The sequence below is a fragment of the Rhizobacter sp. P5_C2 genome, assembly GCF_054049715.1.
In genome coordinates, this window is sequence record NZ_JBFULV010000005.1 from 87,352 (window position 1) to 108,643 (window position 21,292).

Here is a 21,292-nt window from a genome sequence, read left to right on the forward strand (position 1 = left end):
CCAATCTCGGTTTCTCAAAGATACCAATTCCAACCGCTTGCAAAGCGGGCTCGGCCGCAGAACGCGTCACAAGGCAAAGCGCGCACGCCAGGCGCGCGGCAACGCTGCATCGAGGGCCAGCGCGGCCAGCATCGAGGCACCCAGCAACGGATAGAGCAGCCCGAGGACCACCGCGATGGCGATGACCGGGCGGGCCAGGCGGTCACCGTCCTTGCGCTCGGGGGCGGCCAGTTGGCCCCCGGGTCGACGCTTCCACCACATCACGGCGGATGTGACGGCCAACGCGATGATGGCCAGGCAACCGGCCAGCATCACGAGCTGGTTCACCAGCCCGAACTGGCGGCCGGTGTGCAGGCTGACCCCCCATTCGGTCGCCTTGCCGGCCACGCCGTAGTCGGCATAGCCGACATCGATCAACGGCCGGCCGCTGTATTGATCCAGGTGAATCACGCGTTCATGCGTGACGTCGTCCGGGAACAGCATCGCCGTGTAGACCCCGCGCGGGCCGTTGGGCAGGTTGACGCTGTAGCCCGGTTCGAGCTGCAGCCTCTCGAATGTCGCGATGGCGGCATCGAGGCCGATGGCGCCCGACGTGGCGGTCGGCACCGGTCCGCCGCCGCCATGCCCTGCGTGCCCTGCATGCGGATCTGCCGGCGCAGCGGCCGACAGCGGGACGGTCGCCTGGCCCAGTGTCCAGGGTACCTCGCCTTGCTGCGCCATCGGGACGGTCGATGGAGGTGCCTTGCTCCACACATAGGCCGGAAGGCCGATGCCCCAGGCATTGGTCAACGCGCCGAACTGGTGGCCCCAGAAGGCCGACCAGGGCATGCCGGTCACCGCGAGGAAGAGGATCGCGATGGCCGCGAACGCGCCGGTGACGGCATGCAGGTCGCGCCACCACAGGCGTTTCGCCGGCGAGCCGCGCACGCTGATGACGCCGCCGCTGCGACCGCGCGGCCACCACAGGCAGGTGCCGGTCACGACGAGCACGATGGTCCACCCGGCCACGATCTCGATGCCATGGTTGGCGACCGTTCCTGCAATGACGAGCGAGTGGATGTGCTTGACGACCTCCATCAGCTTCCGGTCGTCGCGGAGATGGCCGAGCACCGCGCCCGTCGATGGATCGAGGTAGACGGTGATGCGCTGGCCGTCGGCGCCCGCGATGCCGACCTCCGCGCTGCGGCCCGCCGCAGCCGCGGGCACGTAGCGCCGGACGCTTCCGGGAACGGCAGCGACCGCGTTCGCGACCAGCGCCTCGGGCGGCAGTGCCCGAGACGCGGCGGCCGGCACCTGGAGCAGGTCGCGGTAGACGATGGCGTCGATCTCGTCGCGAAACAGGTACAGCGCGCCCGTGATGGCCATCATCACGAGAAAGGGCAGGCACAACAGCCCCGCGTAGAAGTGCCAGCGCCAGACGGCGCGGTAGAGGCTGCTCGACCTGGCGGCTGCGTCGGCACGCGCGCCGGAACCGGATGCGATGTGATTCATGGAAACTCCTGACGGCCGCGACGAGAGCCGCGGCACATGGGCAACGACCGTGGTCCGGCGAGGAGCCGGCCAGGGCGATCCGAAAGTTCAGGAGATGACGGGCGGCGCGCGCGACTGCGCACTCAGCCAGACGAAGGCAGTCGCCGGCCCGGAGAGAAACGGCGCCGGAGCCTGGAACTGCAGCAACGGAAGCTGAAGCTCGAGCGCCGAGGTCGGCGGCAAGCCCGGCGCTGCGGCGTGGAAGCTGCAATACAGGCAATGCTGGAACGCATGCTCACCGGGCGCGGCCGGGTTGCGCTGGTCGCCGGCGTCGTCGTCGACACGCACCAGCTTCGCGCCGAGCGCGGAGCAGATTTCCGCCCAGGCACTCGACGAGCCGGTGCCACGTGCCACTGCATGGGAGATGGCGGGCGCCAATGCCCCCATCAGGATCGCCAGACTGGCGATCCATGCAATGAGGTGTCTGGCCGACGAGGCGCGTGGCATGCGCGGATGGTATCGCCGGTGTCGAATGCCAAGGCGTCCGACGCTGCATACCGCTGCGCGCCAACGGAGCGATTCAGTCTTCGCCACTGCCTGCATTGGCGTCCAGCGAGCGTCGGCGCTCTGCCAGCGCATCGTCCAGCGTGAAGACGCGATTGCGCGGCGAGAAGCTCAGCTCATGCCCGAGCGCATCGAGCAGGCGCAGCAGCTTGCCCGATCCGAACTCGGCGACGCCGCCGGTCTCGAAGCGCGCGAGCGTCGACGACCCGATGCCGCTCAGCTCCGCCAAGGCCTTCTGCGTCAGCCCTTGGGCTTGCCGGAGGCGGGCGATTTCTCGGCCCAGTGATGACAGGTTGTCCATATGCTGTATTTGCTATATGACTTGGTGAGGTCCCCCGGGTGAATCCACGGGATCCGCAGAGAAGATATGTCATATACGGCATAAAAATAAGGGGCATTTCACGGCTGCAGCAAGCTCCGGACCTCCTCGTCGCTCGTCTGCGCAAAGTCCTCGTACCAGCAACCCACCGCGCGGAACGGCTCGGGCGTCGTCGCGCAGACGACCTCGTCGGCCTCGCGTCGCAACGCGTGGCAGGTGCTGCCGGCGCCGGTCGGCACCGCGATGACGATGCGCGCCGGGGCCATCGCGCGCAGGGCCCGCGCCGCGGCCCGCATCGTCGCGCCGGTCGCGATGCCGTCGTCGACCAGCAGCACCGTGCGCTGCGCGATCACCAGCGCCGGGCGCGCATCGCGGTAGAGCCGCTCGCGCCGCGCGAGTTCGAGCGCCTCGGCCTGTGCGACCGCCTCGATCTGCGCCGCGGCGATGCCCAGCATGCGCACCACGTCGCCGTTCATCACGCGCACGCCGCCACTGGCGATGGCGCCCATCGCGAACTCATCGTGGCCCGGCACGCCGAGCTTGCGCACGACGAACACATCGAGCGGCAAGCCGAGCGCCTGCGCCACCGCGTGGCCCACGGGCACGCCGCCGCGCGGCAGCGCGAGCACCAGCGTGTCCGGCCGGGCACGGTATGCGGACAGGCGCCGGGCGAGCACCTCCCCCGCATCGCGGCGGTCGTGGAACAACGGCTCCTGCATCGACGACTCCTTCGTCAGCAGGAGCGACTGTGCCGCGGCGTCACTTCTTCTGCCAGACCTTCACGTAGTCGACCTCCATGCTGACCGGGAAGATCGTGTCGTCGACCGATCCGCCCATGTCGCCGCCGATCGCCAGGTTCAACAGCAGGTACTGCGGCTTGTCGAACGGCCAGCTCGCGGAGCCCTGGTGCTTGTTGGCGTAGGTGTGGAAGGGCTTGTTGTCGACGCCGATGACCAGGCTCTCGGGCGTCCAGGTCAGCTGGTAGTTGTGGAAGGCGCTGCAGGCGTCGTTGATCTTCGTCTCGCCGCCGTCGCCGAAGGTGCCTGCGGTCGAGGTGGTGTGGATGGTGCCCTCGATCGCGGTCGGGTTCTTGCCGACCTGCTCCATGATGTCGATCTCACCGCCGGCCGGCCAGTCGCCGGTGCTTCCCAGCATCCAGATCGCCGGCCAGGTGCCGCGCCCGCAGGGCAGCTTGGCGCGGATCTCGAAGAAGCCGTAGGTCCAGCTCACCTTGCCGTTCGTGATCAGGCGCGCCGAGCTGTAGTCCTGGCCGCCGTAGTCCTTCGCGCTGGTCAGGCGCTCCTTGCGCGCGGTGATGACCAGCTTGCCGTCGCTGATCTTCGAGTTCTCGGCGCGGGCCACCGCGTAGTACTGCAGCTCGTTGTTGTACCAGCCGGTCGCGTTGGCCTCGGTGTCGTAGACCCACTTGCTCGCATCGGGCAGCGTGCCGGTGTCGAACTCGTCGGACCAGACGAGGGTGTAGCCGGCGGGGGCGTTGCTCGGGGCTGGAGCCGGTGCGGGTGCGGGTGCGGGTGCCGGGGCGGGAGCTGGTGCCGGAGCAGGGGAGGGCGACGGCGCAGGAGCGGGCGCCGGCGAAGGGGCCGGCGCTGGAGCCGGCGCCGGTGCAGGCGATGGGGTGGGTGCAGGAGCAGGCGCGGGCGATGGTGCCGGCGCAGGTGCCGGCGCAGGTGCGGGTGCGGGTGCGGGTGCGGGTGCGGGTGCGGGTGCGGGTGCCGGTGAAGGCGCCGAGCTGACCGGCGGCGGTGCCGAGGTGTCGTCGCTGCCGCCGCAAGCGGCCAGGGCCAGCACGCCGGCGCACAGCGCGGCCAGGCGAGCCATCGAATGAAGTCGGGTGTTGTTCAGGGTCATGATTCTTCCTCCGGCCCGCAGCATGCCTGCTGCAACGCCCACCACCCGCAAGCCCGGCGTGACGATCGCTACATCTTGTAGTCGCTCCCGTACCATATGAGCACCGAGCCCGCGCCTTATTAGTAATCCACCTGCTGTCGACATGCCCGCCAAAGCGCCGCCCGCCACCGAGCCCGCCCGCCGCGTCACGATGACCGACGTCGCGACGCAGGCCGCGGTGTCGCAGTCGACGGTGTCGCTGGTGCTCAACGGCATGACCGGCACCCAGCTATCGGACGAGACGCGCGCCCGCGTGCTGCGCGTGGCCGCCGAACTCGGCTACCGGCTGCCGGACCGGCGCGGCACGGCCGCAGCMTCCGGGCGCCGGGGCCGGGCTCGCACGGTCGCCGCGTCCACGCCGCTGATCCTCTACCTGGTCGACGAGGTCTCCACCAGCCCGCACCCGGTGCTGTCGATCGACGGCGCGAAGGACGAGGCCTGGAACCAGGGCGCGCTGGTGGCAGTGTTCGCGACGCGCTCGAACGCCGGCATCGAGGCCGCCGTGCTGTCGACGATGCTGGCCAACCCGGCGCTGATCGGCGTCATCTACTCGACGATCTTCACGCGCCAGGTCAGCGTGCCGCCGCAGCTCGGGCGCGTGCCCACCGTGCTGCTGAACTGCAGCGAGGCCGAGCCCGCGTCGGGCGGCGAGCCGCGCTTCTCGTCGGTCGAGCCGTCCGAGGTGCTGGGGGGCTTCGTCGCGACCGAATGCCTGCTCGATGCCGGTCATCGCCGCATCGCCTTCATCAACGGCGAACCCTGGATGGACGCCGCGCGCGATCGGCTGAAGGGCTACCGCCGCGCGCTCGCGAGCGCCGACATCGCCTATGACGCGGCCCTCGTGCGCGAGGGCGACTGGCACGTCGCTTCAGGCCACGACCACACGCTGTCGCTGATGAAGCAGCCGAAGCCGCCGACCGCGGTTTTCTGCGCCAACGACCTGATGGCCGTCGGTTGCATCGAGGCGCTGCGCGAGCTCGGCAAGCAGGTGCCGCGCGATGTGGCCGTGATCGGCTACGACGACCAGGAGATCGCGCGCCACACCAGCCCGCCGCTGACCACGCTGGTGCTGCCCAACTACGAGATGGGGCGGCTCGCGGTGGAGATGCTGCTGGCCCAGGTCGCCGCGCCGGATGGGCGGCGCCGGCGCGTCAAGGTCGATGGCCGGTTGGTACCGCGCCAGACGGTCGGCTGATCAGGGAATCCTTTCTCCTCACACGGCCTTACACCTGCCCAGTTGACGCGCAGCGGTGGGCGTGCGCCTAATATTAGTCAATTATTAGCGATGAGCCGTGCCCCTGGCGCGAGCCGTCCGTCATCGAGCTGGCGCCGCAAACACCCGTTCCGAGGCTACAGAAGGAGACACGATGAACACCACCTACCGGCGATGGCTGGCGACTCTGCTCGTCCCATTGATCACCGCCAGTTGCGGCGGCGGCAGCGATTCTGCGGCCACCGATGGCCCGCAGCAGCAGGCGAGCCCTTCCCACGAATCCGCCCAGGCCGTCAGCGCGCGCCTGACGACCCCGTGGACCGCCGCCGCGCAGCAGGCCGCGGTGCCACTGCCCGAGTACCCGCGCCCGCAGCTGACGCGCACCGACTGGCTCAACCTCAACGGCACCTGGAGCTACAACGGCGGCAGCGCCGCGCCGAACGCCGACAGCCCGCCGGCCACCGCGCCCGGCTTCCCAGCCAACCCGGAGCAGATCAAGGTGCCGTACCCGGTGGAGTCCTACCTCTCCGGCATCCAGCGCATGAACGATCGCAACCTCTGGTACAAGCGCGCGTTCACCGTGCCGGCCGGCTGGAGCGGCAAGCGCGTGAAGCTGAACTTCGGCGCGGTCGATCGCAAGGCCACCGTCTACGTCAACGGCCAGCAGGTCGGCCAGCACAGCGGCGGCTACGACGCGTTCAGCTTCGACATCACGCCGTACCTGCGCAGCGGCAGCAACGACCTGGTGGTCGGCGCGTTCGACCCGACCACCGGCGACGACATGCTGGGCAAGCAGACGCTGAACCCCGGCGGCATCTTCTACACGCCGAGCTCGGGCATCTGGCAGACGGTATGGCTGGAGCCGGTCGCGGCACCGCACATCACGCGGCTCGACCTGACCCCCGACCTGCCGAACAACCGGCTGCGCGTGATCGTGCGCGGCAGCGGGCTGGCCGGCCAGGCGATCGAAGCCGTCGCATCGAGCGGCGGCGCGCAGGTGGGCGTGGCCACCGGCAGTGCCGATGTCGAGTTCACGGTGCCGGTGCCGAACGCGCATCGGTGGTCGCCCGACGATCCCTTCCTGTACGACCTGAAGGTCCGCGTGCGCAACAACGGCGTGCTGGTCGACGAGGTCGGCAGCTACTTCGGCATGCGCTCGATCGCCGTCGGCACCGTCGACGGCGTGCCGCGCCCCTTGCTGAACGGCAAGTTCGTGTTCCAGTACGGCCCGCTCGACCAGGGCTTCTGGCCCGACGGCCTGTACACCGCGCCGACCGACGAGGCGCTGAAGTCCGACCTGCAGGCCATCAAGGACCTGGGCCTGAACATGGTGCGCAAGCACATCAAGGTGGAGCCGCAGCGCTGGTTCTACTGGGCCGACAAGCTGGGCCTGCTGGTGTGGCAGGACATGCCGCATGCGTGGGACGCCGAATCGAGCGCCGCGGTGCGCGCCAAGGTCGAGGCCGAAGACCGCGAGATCGTCGACGAGCACCGTTCGTCGCCGGCCGTCGTCACCTGGGTGATCTTCAACGAGAGCTGGGGCGATTTCGACATGGTCCGCATGGCCAACCAGTTCAAGGCCTGGGACCCGAGCCGGCTGACCGACACCCACTCGGGCATCAACTTCGCGCCCGGCGACCAGGGCACCGGCGACCTGATCGACAACCACGACTACCCGGGGCCGAGCGCACCGGCGTACCAGCCGAACCGCATCTCGGTGCTCGGTGAATTCGGCGGCAACGGGCTGCGCGTCGACGGCCACATGTGGAACCCGGCGTCGACCTGCTGCTACACGCTCTACCCCGATGCGGCGACGCTCACCAACGTCTACCTCGAGCAGGTGAACGGCCTGCGCGAGCTGGCGGTGTCGCGCGGCCTGAGCGCGGCGGTCTACACCGAGATCACCGACGTCGAGGACGAGCTGAACGGCTTCCTGACCTACGACCGGCAGGTGCGCAAGATGGATTTCGCGCGGCTGAAGACGGCGCACCAGGCGCTGATCGGCGGCGAGCCGTACCTGCGGCGCGGCAGCTCGTACTCGTTCCGCACCGTGACGCCGGGCGTGACCAACCGCTACCTGCGTCACGCCGGCAGCCTGGGCGTGACCGAGGTGGTCGATGCCAACAGCAGCGAGCTGCTGAAGAAGGACAGCTCGTGGAAGGTCGTCAACGGGCTGGCCGACAGCAGCTGCCTGTCGTTCGAATCGATCAACCAGCCGGGGCAGTTCCTGCGCCACCAGAACTACAGGCTGCGCATCGACCCGAGCGACGGCAGCGCGCTGTTCCAGGCTGACGCCACCTTCTGCCCGCGCAAGGCGCTGGACGGCGGCGGCGGGCTGTCGCTGGAGTCGAAGAACCTGCCCGGCCACTACGTGCGGCACGCCAATGCGGAGGTCTGGCTGAATCCGCTGCAGGACACCAGCGGCTACCGCGCCGATGCGTCGTGGGCACCGGCCACCGGCTGGTGGCGCAGCAGCGTGCTGGTAGGGGCGAACACCGTGCACTCGCTGCGCGTGCTGACGCCCGGTTTCGACAACCGCTACTTGCGGCACCAGAACGCACTGGCCTACACCGAGGTCGTCACGGCCGCGAGCGACGCCACGCTGAAGCTGGATGCCAGCTGGCGCATGGTGCCGGGGCTGGCGGATGCGAGCTGCTACTCGTTCGAGTCGCGCAACTTCCCCGGCGAGTACCTGCGGCACAGCGCATCGCGCGTGCGCCGCGACGCGCTGCAGGACAGCGCGCTGTACCGCGCCGACGCCACCTTCTGCGCGCAGGGCACGGCCGACGGCAGCGCCGGCACGCGCTTCGCGGCGTCGAACTACCCGAACCGCTACCTGCGCCACTACGCGGCCGAGGTGTGGATCGCCGACGGCCAGGGCGGCAGCAGCTGGAACACCTCGGGCGGCTTCGATGCCGACACCAAGTGGGCGGTGGAGAACGCCTGGGCGCCTTGATGCGGCAGGGGCGGGCGGTCAACAGGGTGAACAGGCCCTAAACTGCCCGCCCGACCGACGATGGAGCGCCAGCGCATGAAGCCGAAGCCGTTTTCGATGATCCGCGAGTTCCACCTCGCCGACTGGTTCACGCTCGGCAACGCCGTGTCGGGCACCGGCGCGCTGTTCTCGATGATGTCCTACCTCGCGAGCGCGAACGTGGTGCACATCCACTTCGCCTGCGGCCTGGTGATCGCCGCGCTGGTGTTCGACATCCTCGACGGCCGCGTCGCGCGCTGGCGCCAGAAGGCCTCGGCGCTGGGCCGCGAGCTCGATTCGCTGGCCGACGTGATCTCGTTCGGCGTCGCGCCGGCGATCATCGCCTACGGCTGCGGCATGCGCGGCCTGTACGACCGCATCGTGCTCGCGTACTTCGTCGCCTGCGGCGTGTCGCGCCTCGCCCGCTACAACGTCACCGCCGAGGCGCTGTCGGACGACAGCGGCAAGGTCACCCACTTCGAAGGCACGCCGATCCCGACCTCGATCGTGCTGGTGCTGATGCTCGGCGTGGCCGCCTGGGCCGGCGCGCTCGGCCCGAACCTGTGGTTCGGCGAGGTGATGGTCGGCGAGCACTACTTCCACCCGCTGGTGCTGCTGTTCGGGCTGTCGGGGTCGCTGATGATCAGCCGGATCAGGATCCCGAAGCCTTGATCGGATGCGTCAGGCGAGAACCTGCAGGCCGTGTTTGCGCACGATCGACAGCAGCTTGAGCGCCATGCCGCTGGGGCGTTTGGTGCCAGCCTCCCACTTCTGCACCGTCGATTCACTGGTGTTCAGGTAGAGGGCAAAGACCGGTTGGCTGACGTGAGCGCCTTCGCGGATGCGCTTGATCTGGACCGGACTGATCGCCGACGGCGCTGACACGCAGGTTTCGTCAAACTGACGCATCGTCGCCTTGTCGATGGCGCCAACCTGCCTGAGCGCCATCGCGGATTGATGGATGGCCTCAAAGGCATCGCTTTTGAACTTACGCTTTGTCGGCATTGCAAATCTCCACGAACTGTCCGTTCGCGATCAGCTGGATCACTTGTGAATCATCCAATCCGGCATAGCCGCTTCTTGAAAACGCCGCCGCCGAGATCCTCAGCCTGGCCGCGAATCGCCTGCAGGACAGCGGCGCACAATCGGCGGAACGCGATACAAGTTATCAAATCGCACCTGCTGTCGTGTCCTCATTGCCTGCACTTTCACGACCCTTGTCTTGCGCTTCTGCGCCGCTTTGTTCCGCTCAGCTCATGCGGCTCCAGAAAGAACGCCGCATTCCCCGCCACCCGCTCCACCACCAGGTCGATGAAAGCCCGCACGCGCGCCGGTTGGGCGACACGGCTGCCGTAGTAGAGGTACAGGTTCAGGTGCTCGGCGACGTGCTCGGTCAGCACCGGCACCAGCCGGCCGCTGCGCACGAACGGTGCGGCGGTCGCTCCCACCAACTGGCCGATCGCATGGCCTGACAGCACCGCGTTGGCCTCCAGCTCGACATCGTTGGTGCACAGCACCGGCGCGAAGTCGCGCGCGACGATCTCGGCGCCGACCTTGAACTCCCATGGCATCACCTTGTTGGTCGACGGATGCCGGAAGCCGCTGCAGCGGTGGTGCGCCAGATCGTCGATGTGCCGTGGCGTGCCGTGCTTCGCCAGGTAGCCCGGTGTCGCGCACACCACCAGCTGCAGCGGGAAGAGTCGGCGCGAGATCACGCCGTCGTCCGGCGGTGTGCCGGCGCGGAAGCCGACGTCGACCCGGTCCGCGACCCAGTTGCCCAGGCGATCGTCCAGCTGCACGTCCGGCTCGATCTCAGGATGCCGCTCGCAGAACTCCGCCAGCACCGGCCACAGCACCGGCAGCATCAGCGAGCGCGACGCGACGATGCGCAGCGGCCCGGCAATCTCTTCGCGGTCGCGGCGTGCGCCGTGCAGCGCGCGCTGCAGCGTCGACAGGCCCGGCTGAGCGGCCTCGAGGAAACGGCTGCCCTCTTCGGTCAGGCTGAGCCGCCGCGTCGTGCGGTGGAAGAGCCGCACCCCCAGGTGTGATTCGAGTTGTGCGAGCGCCTGGCTGGCCGCCTGCGGCGTGATGGCCTGGGCCGTGGCGGCCTGGCGCAGGCTGCCCAGCTCGGCGGCGTGGATGAAGGTGGCGATCGCCCGGAGTTCGTTGAAGGCCATGGTGGGATTGTCACGATTGGCTTGCGGATGTCGCCAGTGATTGTGGGCTAGTTCAAGCTCAATCGAGTGCCTAAAGTTGCGTCACTCCACCACCACATCAAGGACATCACCATGGCAAGCACTTCCGATTTCAAGCGCGTCTGGTTCGTCACCGGCGCGGCACGCGGCATCGGCGCACGCATCGTCGACGCGGCGCTCGCGCAGGGCGATGCGGTCGTCGCCACCTCGCGCGATGCGAGCACGCTGGAACAGCGCTTCGGTGCGCAGCCGGGCCTGCTGGCGGTGGCGCTCGACGTCACGTCCGAGGCGCAGTCGGCCGCCGCCGTCACGGCCGCGCTGGCGCGCTTCGGCCGCATCGATGTGCTGGTCAACAACGCCGGCTTCGGACTGCTCGGTGCCGTCGAGGAGGCGAGCGCCGACGAAGTGCGCCGCCTGTACGAGACCAACGTCTTCGGGCTGCTGAACGTCACGCGGGCGGTGCTGCCGTCGATGCGCGCGCGCCGCAGCGGCCACGTGATCAATATCTCGTCGCTCGGCGGCTACCGCTCGGGTGCCGGCTTCGGCGTCTATTGCTCGACCAAGTTCGCGGTCGAAGGACTGACCGAGGCCTTGCATGCCGAGCTGCAACCGCTGGGCATCCATGCGACGGTCGTCGAGCCCGGCTACTTCCGCACCGAGTTCCTCGAGCAGTCGTCGCTGGTGGTGTCGCCGCGCATCGTCGACGACTACGCGCCCACCGCCGGCCAGGTGCGCGAGGCCGCGAAGCGCATCAGCCTGAACCAGCCGGGCGATCCGCAGCGGCTTGCGCAGGCGATGCTCGCGCTGGTCGAGTCGGCCACGCCGCCGCTGCGGCTGCCGCTGGGCACCGACACGCTGCAGACGATCCGCGACAAGCACGCGTTCGTCGAGCGCGAGACGACGACGTGGGAGCGGTTGTCGGCGTCGACCGATTTCCCGAAAGGCACCTGAGCGGCGCCAGGGTGGCATCTGTCGGACACTGCGGCCCTCGCCACTCCGAAGACCGCCATGGACCGCAGCTCCGTCACCCCCTGGACCGTCGCCGTGATGGGCGCCGGCGCCGTCGGCTGCTACTTCGGCGGCATGCTGGCGCGCGCCGGCCACCAGGTGACGCTGATCGCGCGGCCGCAGCATGTGGACGCCATTGCGCGCGACGGCCTGCGCATGCAGACGCGCACGTTCGACGAGCGCGTTCGCCTGCAGGCGAGCACCGACGTGGCGGCGGTGCAGGGCGCGCAGCTGGTGCTGTTCTGCGTGAAATCCACCGACACCGAATCCGCCGCCGCTGCGATGCGCCCGCACCTGTCGCCCGGTGCTCTGGTGCTGACGCTGCAGAACGGCGTCGACAACGACGAGCGGGTGCGCGGCGTGCTGTCGAACGAGGTGGCCGCCAGCGTGGTCTACGTGGCCACCGAGATGGCGGGGCCGGGGCACCTGCTGCACCACGGCCGCGGCGAGCTGGTGATCGCGCCGAACAGCGTCGCGGCCAGCCTGGTCGAGGTGCTGGCCGCCGCCGGCGTGCCGGCGACGGTCTCCGACAACGTGCGCGGCGCGCTATGGGCCAAGCTGATCCTGAACTGCGCCTACAACGCGATCTCGGCGATCGGCCGCGTGCCGTACGGCCGCTTCGTCGACCACCCCGGCGTGCCGCAGGTGATGCACGACGTGATCGCCGAATGCCTGGCGGTCGCGCAGGCCGAAGGCGTGCAGGTGCCCGGCGACGTGGAAGCCACGGTGCGCGGGCTGGCCGCGACGATGCCGGGCCAGTTCTCGTCGACCGCGCAGGACGTGATGCGCGGCAAGCCCAGCGAGATCGACCACCTGAACGGGCTGGTCGTGCGGCGCGGTGAACGGCATGGCGTGCCGACGCCGGTCAACCGCGTGCTGCACACGCTGGTCACGCTGATCGAGGCCGAAGCCCGATCAGCGCCAAGTCTCAGCTCGCGATCTGCTTGAACTTCGGATTGCGGACCACGTCCTCGATCAGCTTCTGCACGGCCGGGCCGAAGGCCTGCGCCACTTCCTGGCAGGCCTTGTCGGCGATGAAGCTGCCCGAGAACGGGAACTTCGACTGGGTCGAGAAGCTTTCGTTGCGGGCGTTCGAGACGACCAGCGTGAACGTCCAGTTGCCATCGCTGATGCCCGAGCTGAAATCGATCTGCTCGAGCTTGCCCGACAGCTTCAGGCTCGAAGCCGGGTCGTACAGGCCGGCCAGCTTCAGCTCGTCGATGAAGGCTTTCTCGATGTAGGTCTCGAAGCTGGGCTCGACCTTGACGGAGCCGGCGGCACGGCACGAGATCGAAGCGTCGCCAGGCTTGGCGGCCTGGAACTTCGCGACCGACACCGGCTTGATGCTGGTCGCCTTGAGGGCTTCCACGTTCTTGACGGAAGCGCCGTAGGGCGCGACGTTGAAGGCACAACCGGTCATCAGGGCGGTCGCGGCGAGGAAGGGCAACAGGCGAAGGGACATGACGCGTTCCAAGTGGATGAAGCCGCGGATCATACGGAACGGTCTGTCAGATATCGATGCGGATGACGTGGCGTCCTTCACGTTGATGAGACGGAATCCGCACAAGGCGAGCCTGGATCGAAGCCGGTGGCTTGCAGACTGCACAGCGGCGCGAACAGCGGCTGCGGCAGCGCCGACCAGGCGAACCACTGCCAGCCGTCGCACTTGTCCGGCTCCAGCGTCGCCGGCTCGCCGAGCGTGTGCCGCGCCACCACGAAGACGGTCAGGTAGTGCTGGCGGACCTCGTCGAACACATCGCTGGTGTATGGGCCGCGCTCGCAGGGGCCGAGCACGAGCCCCGTCTCTTCCAGCAACTCGCGGCGCGCGCAGTCTTCGATCGACTCGCCGTACTCCAGGCGCCCGCCGGGTGCCGACCAAGTGGCTGCGCCGTGCGAGCCGCGCCGGCGGCCGAGCAGCAGCTGGCCGTCGCGCAGCACGAGGATGCCCACGCCCACGCCCACCCCGACGTATGTCATGGCGCTGCGGCCTTCCGGGTCCTGCCGATGAGCACCGGCTGGAACAGCACATCGTCGCGGCGTTGCACCTGTGCGAAGCCGGCCTCGTGCATCAACTCGGTCAGTCGCTCGATGCTCACCGCGTAGTAGCGGCTTGTCGCGACACGGGTCGTGCAGATGCCATCCGGCGCTTCGGTCGTCAGGTACATGCGCAGGTCGTAGTGCTCACCGTCCCACTCCCAGACCTGGACGGCGATGAAGCGGTGGCCGTCGGCGTGCTTGTGCATGCCATACGGATGCACGTCGGGCGTCTTGCGGACGACGGCGGCGTAGTCGCGCACGGAAATCACGAGGCTGCCGCCCGGCCGCAGGCAGCGGTGGGCCTGGCGAAAGCACGCCAGCAGATCGTCGTCCGTCAGCAGGTGCGGCACGCTGTTGTCGCAGGCGAGCACGGCGGCCATCGAGCCGGTGGTCACGTGCGCCAGCGTCCGCAGGTCGTCGACGCCGGCCAGCGCGTTCAGCGAGCGGCGTTGCAGCTCCGCCTTCAGTCGTTCCACCGCCGCGGGCGAGATGTCCGACGCGACGACGCGGTGGCCGTGCGCGAGCAGTCCGAGCGTCTGTGTGCCTATGCCGCAGGCTGCGTCCAGCACCGGGTCGCCGGGCTGCACGCCTTCTTCCGCCAGCAGCGTGGCCAGCGCCTGCCCTTGCCGCTGGATCGCGCTCTCCCAGTCGCCGTAGAGCAAGTGGTAGTGCGGTGCGAGGTGGTCGTAGAAGGAGCTTGTCATTTCGCCAAATCATGCATGACATCGCACGCGATGCCGCCCGCGACCCGGGCGGCGCGCAGCATGGGAACCACAGGCCCTTCCAGAAAGACCCGCCATGAGCATCACCGTCAGCGCCGCACCGTCCCCGCTTGCCTCGTACCGGTCGATCGGACCGATGCCCTTGCAGCCCGGTCAGTCCGCCTTCCAGGCGGCATCGATCGGTGCGTTGCGACGGCCGGCCGGCGATCCTGCCATCGAGGCGCCCGGCGCGAAGCCGGCCGAGCCCGGCGTCGCCCACACGACGCGCAGCCCCGAACTGGTCGAGATGTTCGACTTCATGCTGCAGCAGCACATGCAGCAGCAATGCCAGAAGTCGCCGCTCGACGGGCACAAGTCAGACGGCATCGCGGTCGAACTCGCGCAGGACAAGGTCAGCGAGCAGCGCAACTACGCCAGCCACCCGCACCTGATGCTGGCGGTCTGATCGGGCGTCCGATCAGTCGCTGATCAGCTTGCTGTCGTAGAACGACAGCGTCTCGTTGAAGCGCATGCACGACTTGGCGGTGACCGTCGGCGCCATCTCCTGGTCGTAGCGGTCCTTGAAGCGCACGAACAGGCCGAGCGCGACGTCCCTGGCCTGCGCCGGCGTCACGCTGCCGGAGGCCATCGCGTGCTTCTCGATGCGGTCCATCGAGCTCACCAGCAGCGCGGCATGCGATTTTTCCCAGCGCTTCTGCGCTGCCATCGACGGGTAGCCGAGCTTGTCGCACTGCTCCGCGCCTTTCATCGCGAACGCGAAGTGCATCAGGTTGCTGGCGGCGTCCTTCTCGGTCATCGCCATCGCGGCGCCGGCCGCGAGTTGCAATGCCAAGGCCACGGCCACGGTGCGCGAAGAAATCGGCTTCATCGGTGGGAACTCCCTGTTCGCAAGGATTGCGCGGCGATGGTAGCGCTGTCAGGGGCGGTTTCGCGTTCCACTAGAATGCGAACGATTCCTATTTGTCAATCGTGAGATCCCCATGAACCGTTGTACGCCGATCGCCTGCGCCGCCGCGCTGGCCTGCCTGATGCCCGCCGTGCAGGCCCAGACCGCCGCCGTGCCCGAGGCCGCTGCCAGTGCGCCGGTGACGACGCTGCCCACGGTCAACATCAGCGCGAGCGCCGACGCCTCGGCGACCGGCCTGAGCAAGCCGTATGCAGGCGGCCAGGTGGCCCGCGGCGGCCGTGCCGGGATCCTCGGCACGCGCGACAACATGGAGACCCCGGTCAGCATCACCAGCTACACCAACGAGCTGATCCAGGATCGCCAGGCGCGCAGCGTCGGCGAGGTGCTGCAGAACGACAGCGGCGTGCGCATGGCGCGCGGCTTCGGCAACTTCCAGGAGGCGTATTTCCTGCGCGGCTTCCTGCTGAGCTCGGACAACGTCGCCTACAACGGCCTCTACAGCCTGCTGCCGCGCCAGTACATCGCCACCGAACTGTTCGAACGCGTCGAGGTGCTGCGCGGGGCCTCGGCCTTCCTGAGCGGCGCGAACCCGGGCGGCGACGGCGTCGGCGGCTCGATCAACCTGCTGCCCAAGCGCGCCTCCAACCAGCCGCTGACCCGCGTGACGGCCGGCGTCATCGGCGAGCAGGGATCGGCCTCGGCCGACATCTCGCGCCGCTTCGGCCCGGACAACGCCACCGGCGTGCGCGTCAACGCGATCTACCGCGATGGCAACACCCCCGTCGACGACGAGAAGTCGAAGCTGAGCGTGCTGTCGGTCGGGGTCGACTGGCACAGCCGCGACGTGCGCGTGTCGGGCGACATCGGCTACCAGGACAACCGGCTGAAGGCGCCGCGCCCGAACGTGTCGCTGTCCGGCGTCACTTCGGTGCCGTCGGAGCCCGACAGCACGGGCAACTTCGCGCAGCCCTGGTCGTACTCGAACGAGCGCGACCTGTTCGGCACGCTGCGCGCCGAATGGGACCTGAGCGACAGCGTGACCGCGTGGCTGGCCTACGGCCTGCGCCGCAGCGACGAATCGAACTCGCTGGCCGGCCCGACCGTCACGTCGCTCGACGGCAGCGCCAGCTTCTACCGCTTCGACAACGCCCGTGAAGACAAAGTCGACACCGGCGAGCTGGGCCTGCGCGGCAAGTTCCGCACCGGGCCGGTCGGCCATGAGTGGGTGGCCGCCTACTCGGCATTCCGCCTCGACAGCAAGAACGCCTACGGGTACGACTACCTGCACCCGCTGACGACCAACCTCTACGCGCCGGTGAGCTACGCCGAGCCAGCCTTCAGCGCCGATGCGGTGTTCGGCGGGAAGCTCGAGTCGCCGCAGACCACCAGCCTGACCAACCTGAAGAGCTTCGCGCTCGGCGACACGCTGTCATTGTTGAACGACCAGTTGCTGGTCACGATCGGCGCGCGCCACCAGACCATCGACACCAACAGCTACGACTACACCACCGGCGTCGAGAACTCGTCGTACGTGCGCTCGCGCCTCAGCCCGATGCTCGGCGTCGTCGCCAAGGCCGGACCGCAGCTGTCGTTCTACGGCAACTACGTCGAAGGGCTGTCGAAGGGCGACACCGCGCCGACCATCACCTTCGACGGCTCGCCGGTGCCGCTCAACGCCGGCCAGTCGCTGGACCCGTACGTGTCCAAGCAGAAGGAGATCGGCGTCAAGTACGACGGCGGCCGCCTCGGCGGCAGCCTGGCGCTGTTCTCGACCACCAAGCCGCGCGCGTTGACGAACGCCGCGCAGATTTTCACGTCCGAAGGTGAAGACCGCCACCGCGGCGCCGAGCTGAACGTGTTCGGTGAGGCTGCGCCCGGCGTCAAGCTGCTGGGTGGCGTGACCTGGCTCGATGCGAAGCAGCAGTCCACCGGCAACGCCGCCACCGATGGCAAGCGCACGCTGGGCGTGCCGCGCGTGCAGGCCAACGTCGGCAGCGAGTTCAGCGTGCCCGGCGTCGACGGCCTGGCGATCGACGGCCGCGTGGTCTACACCGGCTCGAGCTACGCCGATTCGGCCAACACGCTGCAGCTGCCGTCGTGGACGCGCCTCGACCTCGGCGCGCGCTGGTTGGTCGACGTGCAGGAGAGGCTCGTCACGCTGCGGCTGCGCGTCGACAACGTGACCGGCAAGGACTACTGGGCCTCGGCCGGCGGCTACCCGAACAGCGGCTACCTGGTCGTCGGTGCGCCGCGCACCGTGTCGCTCAGCGCCAGCATCGACTTCTGACCATGCTGAGCGCCAGCGCCCTGAAGACCTGGTCGTGGTGGCACAAGTGGAGCAGCCTCATCTGCACCGCGTTCATGCTGCTGCTGTGCCTGACCGGGCTGCCGTTGATCTTTCACCATGAGATCGATCACCTGACCGGCGGCGAGATCGAGGCGCCGGAGATGCCGGCCGACGCGCCGCGCGCCAGCCTCGACCAGGTGCTGGCCTCGGCACGTGCGCTCTACCCGGAGCGCATCGTGCAGTTCGCGTCGCAGCCCGAGGACGACGACCGCCTCTGGCACATCACGCTGACCCCGACGCCCGCGCCGACGCAGGACTTCAAGTCGATCGCGGTCGATGCGCGCACCGGCGGCGTGCTCGGCGAGGTGCCGGTCAACACCGGCTTCATGAGCATCATGCTGCGCCTGCACGTCGACCTGTTCGCCGGCCTGCCGGGCAAGCTGTTCCTCGGCGCGATGGGCCTGCTGCTGCTGGTGGCGATCGTCTCGGGCCTGGTGCTGTACGCGCCCTTCATGCGCAAGCTGCGCTTCGGCGAGGTGCGCCGCGAGCGCTCGGCGCGCGTCAAGTGGCTGGACCTGCACAACCTGCTGGGTGTCGTGACGCTGGTGTGGGCGTTGGTCGTCGGCGCCACCGGCATGATCAACACCTGGGCCGACCTGCTGATCAAGCTGTGGCAGTACGACGCGCTGACCACGCTGCTCGCGCCCTACCAGGGCCAGCCGCTGGTCGACGAGGGCGCGCGCGCACCGACGCAGCGCATGCTGGTGGCCGCCAAGGCGCAGGCGCCGCACATGCGCGTCGGCTTCATCGCGTTCCCCGGCACGAGCTTCTCGAGCCCGCACCACCACACCTTCTTCATGCGCGGCACCGAGCCGCTGACCGCGCGCCTGCTGCAGCCGGTGATGGTCGACGCGCAGACGGCGCAGGTCACCGCGTCGCCCGAGGTGCCGTGGTACATCGCGACGCTGCTGCTGTCGCAGCCGTTGCACTTCGGCGATTACGGCGGCTTGCCGTTGAAGATCGTCTGGGCGCTGCTCGACCTCATCACGATCGTCGTGCTGGGCAGCGGGTTGTACTTGTGGCTCAAGCGCAGGCAACCGAGGTCGCTGCTCGACGAGGCCGGCGTGCGGCTGGCCGGGGCGTCGCAGGACTTGCCGCAAACCTGACCGCAGGGCGCCCGGTTCGCGACCGGCGGTGGCGGTGCGCCCGGCTCGGTCACCGGATCCGCCGGGTGCGGTGACGGCGGGTCGTCGATCTCGGGCAAGGACGGCGGAGCGCCCGGCGGCACGGGTGGCGCGGCCGGCGGTTCCGGCACGGTGTGCAGCAGAAGCGGCCGAATCGATGTCATGGCGGAGCCTGTGTGCGTTGGCGACACAGTCCCCCGGCAATCGGCGTTCCCTCCGCCGATTCGCTCACACCATTCAGTTCACCGTGAACAGGTTCAGGTTCACCGAGTTCGCGATCGCCGCATTGCCCGCGGTGTTCGGGTGCAGGTGGTCCCCGGTGTCGTTCGCCGGCAGCATGCGCGCCGGATTCGACGGGTCCCGCGTGGCGAGGTCCTGGTCGATCACACCGTCGCAGCCGCTCGCGCTGCTCTTCACGAAGTTGTTGTAGGCCTGCCGCGTCGTCTCCTGCGACGGCGTCGAGACGTTGTCGCTGTACGGCGTCAGCGTCGAGCACAGGAACTTCACCTGGCGCGCATGGGCCTTCGCGATCATCCGCTGCAGCGGGCCGAGCAGCTGCTCAAGCGTGGGTTGCGGGTTGCCGCGCAGGTCGTTGATCGGGTCGTCCGAGTAGATCACCCACTTCACGCCGGCCTGGCCCAGCACGTCGCGGTCGAAGCGGTTCTCGGCGCTCGGGCCGGCGCCGTCGCGCAGGCTGCTGTTGCCGCTGATGCCCTGGTTCAGCACGCCGACGCCGATGCCGGCGGCGTTCAGCCGGTTCGCCAGCACGTTCGGCCAGCGCTGGTTGGCGTCGAAGTTCGTGCCGACGCCGTCGGTGATCGACGCGCCCAGCGTCGCGACGCTGCCGCGCAGGCTGCTGTTCGACACGTCCAGGTTGGTCAGCACCCGGTAGCTGCCGCTGGTCGCACTGGGGTTGATCGTCGCGTTGCCGCTGACGTTGCCGGCCGCCACGTAGTTGGTCTGCAGCCCGGTCTGGTGCTCGGTGCTCACTGTCGTCGCGTTCGGCATGTAGAAGCTGATCGCCACGTCGGACAGTGCGGCGACATTGAAGTCGACCGAATCGCTGACCGCCTCGCCACCGGCCGGGATCACCACCGTGGCCTGCCCGCCGAAGCTCAGCGTGCGGTCGCTGGCCGCGACGATGGCCGACCCACCGGCCCGCTGCGCGATGTGCACGTTGGCGATCGTGATCGGCTGGTTGCCGAACACGTTGGACAGGTGCACGCGCGCGGCCGCGCCGCCGACGCTGGTGTGCACGATCTGCCGCAGCGTCTGCTGGTTGAAGCTGGTGTTGCCGCCCTGCGGCGAGGCGCCCCAGGTGCCGACCCAGGTGCCGGTCGGCGGCGGGGTGTCGCCGGCGGGCACCGGCGTCCAGCGCTGGTTCGCGGCACCGAGGCAATCCCATTGGTGGATGCGCGCGCCGGGCAGGGTGCTGACGCCGCTCACGTCGACGCAGCGGCCGCTGTGGCGGGCCGCGATGCGCAGTGCGCCGGCGTCATCCGAGACGACGAAGCGCTGGTTCGCGCCGCCGCCATAGGCCCATTGCTGGATCAGCGCGCCGTTGTCGAGCGAGATGTCGCTCACGTCCAGGCCCTTGCCGCTGTTGACGTTGACGAAGCTGTAGGTGCCTTCGGCGGCGGGCTGGGCCTCGAACAGTTGCCGGTCGGCCTGGCTGCACGCGGCCTGGGCCGTCTTCGCGCCGTTGTCGAGCGAGCCGTTCTCGACGTCGATGCACAGGCCGGAATGCACCGCCTTCAGCGCATAGCGGCCGATCGCCAGCGCGCCCTGGCCGGTGGTCGACATCGGGTACAGCAGGAACTGCTGCGCGCCGCTGGCGCTGCAAGTGGCCTGTCGCAATCCGGCACCGTCGTTCAGCGAACCGCCGTCGATCGCGATGCACTTGCCGCTGCCGGCGTTCTTCAGCGCGAAGCGGTTGCCCTGGCTGCGCTGCGGCACGAAGCGCTGCGCGTTGGTGTCGTTGTTGGTCCACTGGTGGATCACCGCACCGTCGGCGGTCGAGCTCGCGGCGAGGTCCACCACGCGGCCGGTGCCGACCGCGACCAGCTTGTAGCTGCCGCCGGCCTGCACCGTCAGGTCGAAGGTCTGCGTGACGGCACTGCTGCAGGTGTTCTGCACGAAGGCGCCGCCGTCGCTGGCAGGCGGCACCGCGTCGACGCACTTCGAGCTCTGCACGTTCTTCAGCACGTAGCGGCCGGCCGCGACGGCGGGCACCGCGAGCGCGGCCGCCCGCTCATGGGCGGCGGACTCGGCGCTCGCGGAGGAAGAGGGGGCATCGCCGCCGCCGCAAGCGGCCAACAGCAATGGCAGGCAGGCGAGTGCTGCCCGGTTCAGCGTGTTCATCGGCGTGTCCCCTCATGTCGTGTGTGAGGGCCGCACTATGGAAGCGTTTCCATTTAACGCAAGCCACGACTCGATACAAGAGCTGACCGCAGGGCATTTGCACGGCGACAGGAACCCATCGGCATCACCGATGGATTCGTCAC

Annotated in this window: 20 protein-coding genes; 8 read left to right on the plus strand and 12 right to left on the minus strand. The window is 69.0% G+C overall.

Going from position 1 to position 21,292, the window contains the following annotated elements; translation table 11 throughout:
* Positions 1–66 precede the first annotated feature (66 nt).
* From ACXJLU_RS03055 to ACXJLU_RS03075, 5 genes are all read right to left on the minus strand, one after another.
* On the minus strand, positions 67–1,491 hold the full coding sequence (locus ACXJLU_RS03055; protein ID WP_457328998.1) for a PepSY-associated TM helix domain-containing protein: 1,425 nt from the start codon (positions 1,489–1,491) through the stop codon (positions 67–69).
* Between the two features lie 87 nt (positions 1,492–1,578).
* Positions 1,579–1,977, minus strand: a complete 399-nt coding sequence (locus ACXJLU_RS03060) for a DUF2946 domain-containing protein (RefSeq protein ID WP_457328999.1) — start codon at positions 1,975–1,977, stop codon at positions 1,579–1,581.
* Between the two features lie 73 nt (positions 1,978–2,050).
* Complete coding sequence (locus ACXJLU_RS03065) at positions 2,051–2,335, minus strand: helix-turn-helix domain-containing protein (protein WP_457329000.1); 285 nt, start codon at positions 2,333–2,335, stop codon at positions 2,051–2,053.
* 98 nt (positions 2,336–2,433) lie between these two features.
* Positions 2,434–3,072, minus strand: a complete 639-nt coding sequence (locus ACXJLU_RS03070) for a phosphoribosyltransferase (RefSeq protein WP_457329001.1) — start codon at positions 3,070–3,072, stop codon at positions 2,434–2,436.
* 40 nt (positions 3,073–3,112) lie between these two features.
* On the minus strand, positions 3,113–4,222 hold the full coding sequence (locus ACXJLU_RS03075; protein ID WP_457329003.1) for a glycoside hydrolase family 16 protein: 1,110 nt from the start codon (positions 4,220–4,222) through the stop codon (positions 3,113–3,115).
* A 142-nt stretch (positions 4,223–4,364) separates the two neighbouring features.
* On the opposite strand from ACXJLU_RS03075, the gene ACXJLU_RS03080 reads away from it, so the two are divergent.
* The 3 genes from ACXJLU_RS03080 to pssA all read left to right on the plus strand — a co-directional run bounded on the left by ACXJLU_RS03080 (position 4,365) and on the right by pssA (position 9,120).
* Positions 4,365–5,456 (plus strand): LacI family DNA-binding transcriptional regulator, encoded by a 1,092-nt coding sequence (locus ACXJLU_RS03080; protein ID WP_457329004.1) that lies wholly within the window; start codon positions 4,365–4,367, stop codon positions 5,454–5,456.
* 172 nt (positions 5,457–5,628) lie between these two features.
* Positions 5,629–8,430 carry an AbfB domain-containing protein gene (locus tag ACXJLU_RS03085; RefSeq protein WP_457329005.1) on the plus strand — a complete coding sequence of 934 codons (2,802 nt, stop codon included), beginning with the start codon at positions 5,629–5,631 and terminating at the stop codon, positions 8,428–8,430.
* A gap of 75 nt (positions 8,431–8,505) precedes the next feature.
* The gene (gene pssA / locus ACXJLU_RS03090) at positions 8,506–9,120 is read left to right on the plus strand and encodes a CDP-diacylglycerol--serine O-phosphatidyltransferase (protein ID WP_457329006.1); all 615 of its coding nucleotides are present in this window, start codon (positions 8,506–8,508) and stop codon (positions 9,118–9,120) included.
* Between the two features lie 9 nt (positions 9,121–9,129).
* On the opposite strand, the gene ACXJLU_RS03095 is transcribed toward pssA, so the two are convergent.
* Both ACXJLU_RS03095 and ACXJLU_RS03100 read right to left on the minus strand, forming a co-directional pair.
* Complete coding sequence (locus ACXJLU_RS03095) at positions 9,130–9,453, minus strand: helix-turn-helix domain-containing protein (RefSeq protein WP_457329007.1); 324 nt, start codon at positions 9,451–9,453, stop codon at positions 9,130–9,132.
* A gap of 203 nt (positions 9,454–9,656) precedes the next feature.
* Entirely contained in the window at positions 9,657–10,625 is a 969-nt protein-coding gene (locus ACXJLU_RS03100; protein WP_457329008.1) for a LysR family transcriptional regulator, read from the minus strand.
* A gap of 111 nt (positions 10,626–10,736) precedes the next feature.
* Between ACXJLU_RS03100 and ACXJLU_RS03105 the strand changes: the two genes are divergently transcribed.
* Positions 10,737–11,594 (plus strand): oxidoreductase, encoded by an 858-nt coding sequence (locus tag ACXJLU_RS03105; protein ID WP_457329009.1) that lies wholly within the window; start codon positions 10,737–10,739, stop codon positions 11,592–11,594.
* Between the two features lie 57 nt (positions 11,595–11,651).
* Positions 11,652–12,599, plus strand: a complete 948-nt coding sequence (locus tag ACXJLU_RS03110; protein WP_457329010.1) for a ketopantoate reductase family protein — start codon at positions 11,652–11,654, stop codon at positions 12,597–12,599.
* On the opposite strand, the gene ACXJLU_RS03115 is transcribed toward ACXJLU_RS03110, so the two are convergent.
* The 3 genes from ACXJLU_RS03115 to ACXJLU_RS03125 form a co-directional block, all read right to left on the minus strand.
* The gene (locus ACXJLU_RS03115; protein WP_457329011.1) at positions 12,580–13,113 is read right to left on the minus strand and encodes a hypothetical protein; all 534 of its coding nucleotides are present in this window, start codon (positions 13,111–13,113) and stop codon (positions 12,580–12,582) included. The two genes, ACXJLU_RS03110 and ACXJLU_RS03115, sit on opposite strands and share 20 nt — an antisense overlap.
* Positions 13,114–13,190: 77 nt before the next feature.
* Positions 13,191–13,628, minus strand: a complete 438-nt coding sequence (locus ACXJLU_RS03120; protein ID WP_457329012.1) for a nucleotide triphosphate diphosphatase NUDT15 — start codon at positions 13,626–13,628, stop codon at positions 13,191–13,193.
* Positions 13,625–14,392 carry a class I SAM-dependent methyltransferase gene (locus ACXJLU_RS03125; RefSeq protein WP_457329013.1) on the minus strand — a complete coding sequence of 256 codons (768 nt, stop codon included), beginning with the start codon at positions 14,390–14,392 and terminating at the stop codon, positions 13,625–13,627. The genes ACXJLU_RS03120 and ACXJLU_RS03125 overlap by 4 nt, the downstream gene beginning before the upstream one ends.
* Before the next feature lie 94 nt (positions 14,393–14,486).
* Here ACXJLU_RS03125 and ACXJLU_RS03130 point away from each other — a divergent pair, with 94 nt between their 5' ends.
* On the plus strand, positions 14,487–14,855 hold the full coding sequence (locus ACXJLU_RS03130; RefSeq protein ID WP_457329014.1) for a hypothetical protein: 369 nt from the start codon (positions 14,487–14,489) through the stop codon (positions 14,853–14,855).
* 12 nt (positions 14,856–14,867) lie between these two features.
* Here the strand turns inward: ACXJLU_RS03130 and ACXJLU_RS03135 are convergent, their stop codons facing one another.
* Entirely contained in the window at positions 14,868–15,278 is a 411-nt protein-coding gene (locus ACXJLU_RS03135) for a hypothetical protein (protein WP_457329015.1), read from the minus strand.
* Positions 15,279–15,390: 112 nt separating this feature from the next.
* Between ACXJLU_RS03135 and ACXJLU_RS03140 the strand changes: the two genes are divergently transcribed.
* Together ACXJLU_RS03140 and ACXJLU_RS03145 are read left to right on the plus strand one after the other, a co-directional pair.
* Entirely contained in the window at positions 15,391–17,604 is a 2,214-nt protein-coding gene (locus ACXJLU_RS03140) for a TonB-dependent receptor (RefSeq protein ID WP_457329016.1), read from the plus strand.
* Positions 17,605–17,606: 2 nt separating this feature from the next.
* Entirely contained in the window at positions 17,607–18,770 is a 1,164-nt protein-coding gene (locus tag ACXJLU_RS03145) for a PepSY-associated TM helix domain-containing protein (protein WP_457329017.1), read from the plus strand.
* Between the two features lie 255 nt (positions 18,771–19,025).
* On the opposite strand, the gene ACXJLU_RS03150 is transcribed toward ACXJLU_RS03145, so the two are convergent.
* Positions 19,026–21,149, minus strand: a complete 2,124-nt coding sequence (locus tag ACXJLU_RS03150; protein WP_457329018.1) for an RICIN domain-containing protein — start codon at positions 21,147–21,149, stop codon at positions 19,026–19,028.
* Positions 21,150–21,292 lie beyond the last annotated feature (143 nt).

Coding starts and splice junctions, on each gene's coding strand:
- ACXJLU_RS03060 (WP_457328999.1), bottom strand. CDS start 1,977: ATGCCACGCGCCTCGTCGGCCAGACACCTCATTGCATGGATCGCCAGT.
- ACXJLU_RS03055 (WP_457328998.1), bottom strand. CDS start 1,491: ATGAATCACATCGCATCCGGTTCCGGCGCGCGTGCCGACGCAGCCGCC.
- ACXJLU_RS03130 (WP_457329014.1), top strand. CDS start 14,487: ATGAGCATCACCGTCAGCGCCGCACCGTCCCCGCTTGCCTCGTACCGG.
- ACXJLU_RS03145 (WP_457329017.1), top strand. CDS start 17,607: ATGCTGAGCGCCAGCGCCCTGAAGACCTGGTCGTGGTGGCACAAGTGG.
- ACXJLU_RS03095 (WP_457329007.1), bottom strand. CDS start 9,453: ATGCCGACAAAGCGTAAGTTCAAAAGCGATGCCTTTGAGGCCATCCAT.
- ACXJLU_RS03125 (WP_457329013.1), bottom strand. CDS start 14,392: ATGACAAGCTCCTTCTACGACCACCTCGCACCGCACTACCACTTGCTC.
- ACXJLU_RS03085 (WP_457329005.1), top strand. CDS start 5,629: ATGAACACCACCTACCGGCGATGGCTGGCGACTCTGCTCGTCCCATTG.
- ACXJLU_RS03100 (WP_457329008.1), bottom strand. CDS start 10,625: ATGGCCTTCAACGAACTCCGGGCGATCGCCACCTTCATCCACGCCGCC.
- ACXJLU_RS03150 (WP_457329018.1), bottom strand. CDS start 21,149: ATGAACACGCTGAACCGGGCAGCACTCGCCTGCCTGCCATTGCTGTTG.
- ACXJLU_RS03135 (WP_457329015.1), bottom strand. CDS start 15,278: ATGAAGCCGATTTCTTCGCGCACCGTGGCCGTGGCCTTGGCATTGCAA.
- ACXJLU_RS03065 (WP_457329000.1), bottom strand. CDS start 2,335: ATGGACAACCTGTCATCACTGGGCCGAGAAATCGCCCGCCTCCGGCAA.
- ACXJLU_RS03110 (WP_457329010.1), top strand. CDS start 11,652: ATGGACCGCAGCTCCGTCACCCCCTGGACCGTCGCCGTGATGGGCGCC.
- ACXJLU_RS03075 (WP_457329003.1), bottom strand. CDS start 4,222: ATGACCCTGAACAACACCCGACTTCATTCGATGGCTCGCCTGGCCGCG.
- pssA (WP_457329006.1), top strand. CDS start 8,506: ATGAAGCCGAAGCCGTTTTCGATGATCCGCGAGTTCCACCTCGCCGAC.
- ACXJLU_RS03120 (WP_457329012.1), bottom strand. CDS start 13,628: ATGACATACGTCGGGGTGGGCGTGGGCGTGGGCATCCTCGTGCTGCGC.
- ACXJLU_RS03105 (WP_457329009.1), top strand. CDS start 10,737: ATGGCAAGCACTTCCGATTTCAAGCGCGTCTGGTTCGTCACCGGCGCG.
- ACXJLU_RS03140 (WP_457329016.1), top strand. CDS start 15,391: ATGAACCGTTGTACGCCGATCGCCTGCGCCGCCGCGCTGGCCTGCCTG.
- ACXJLU_RS03115 (WP_457329011.1), bottom strand. CDS start 13,113: ATGTCCCTTCGCCTGTTGCCCTTCCTCGCCGCGACCGCCCTGATGACC.
- ACXJLU_RS03070 (WP_457329001.1), bottom strand. CDS start 3,072: ATGCAGGAGCCGTTGTTCCACGACCGCCGCGATGCGGGGGAGGTGCTC.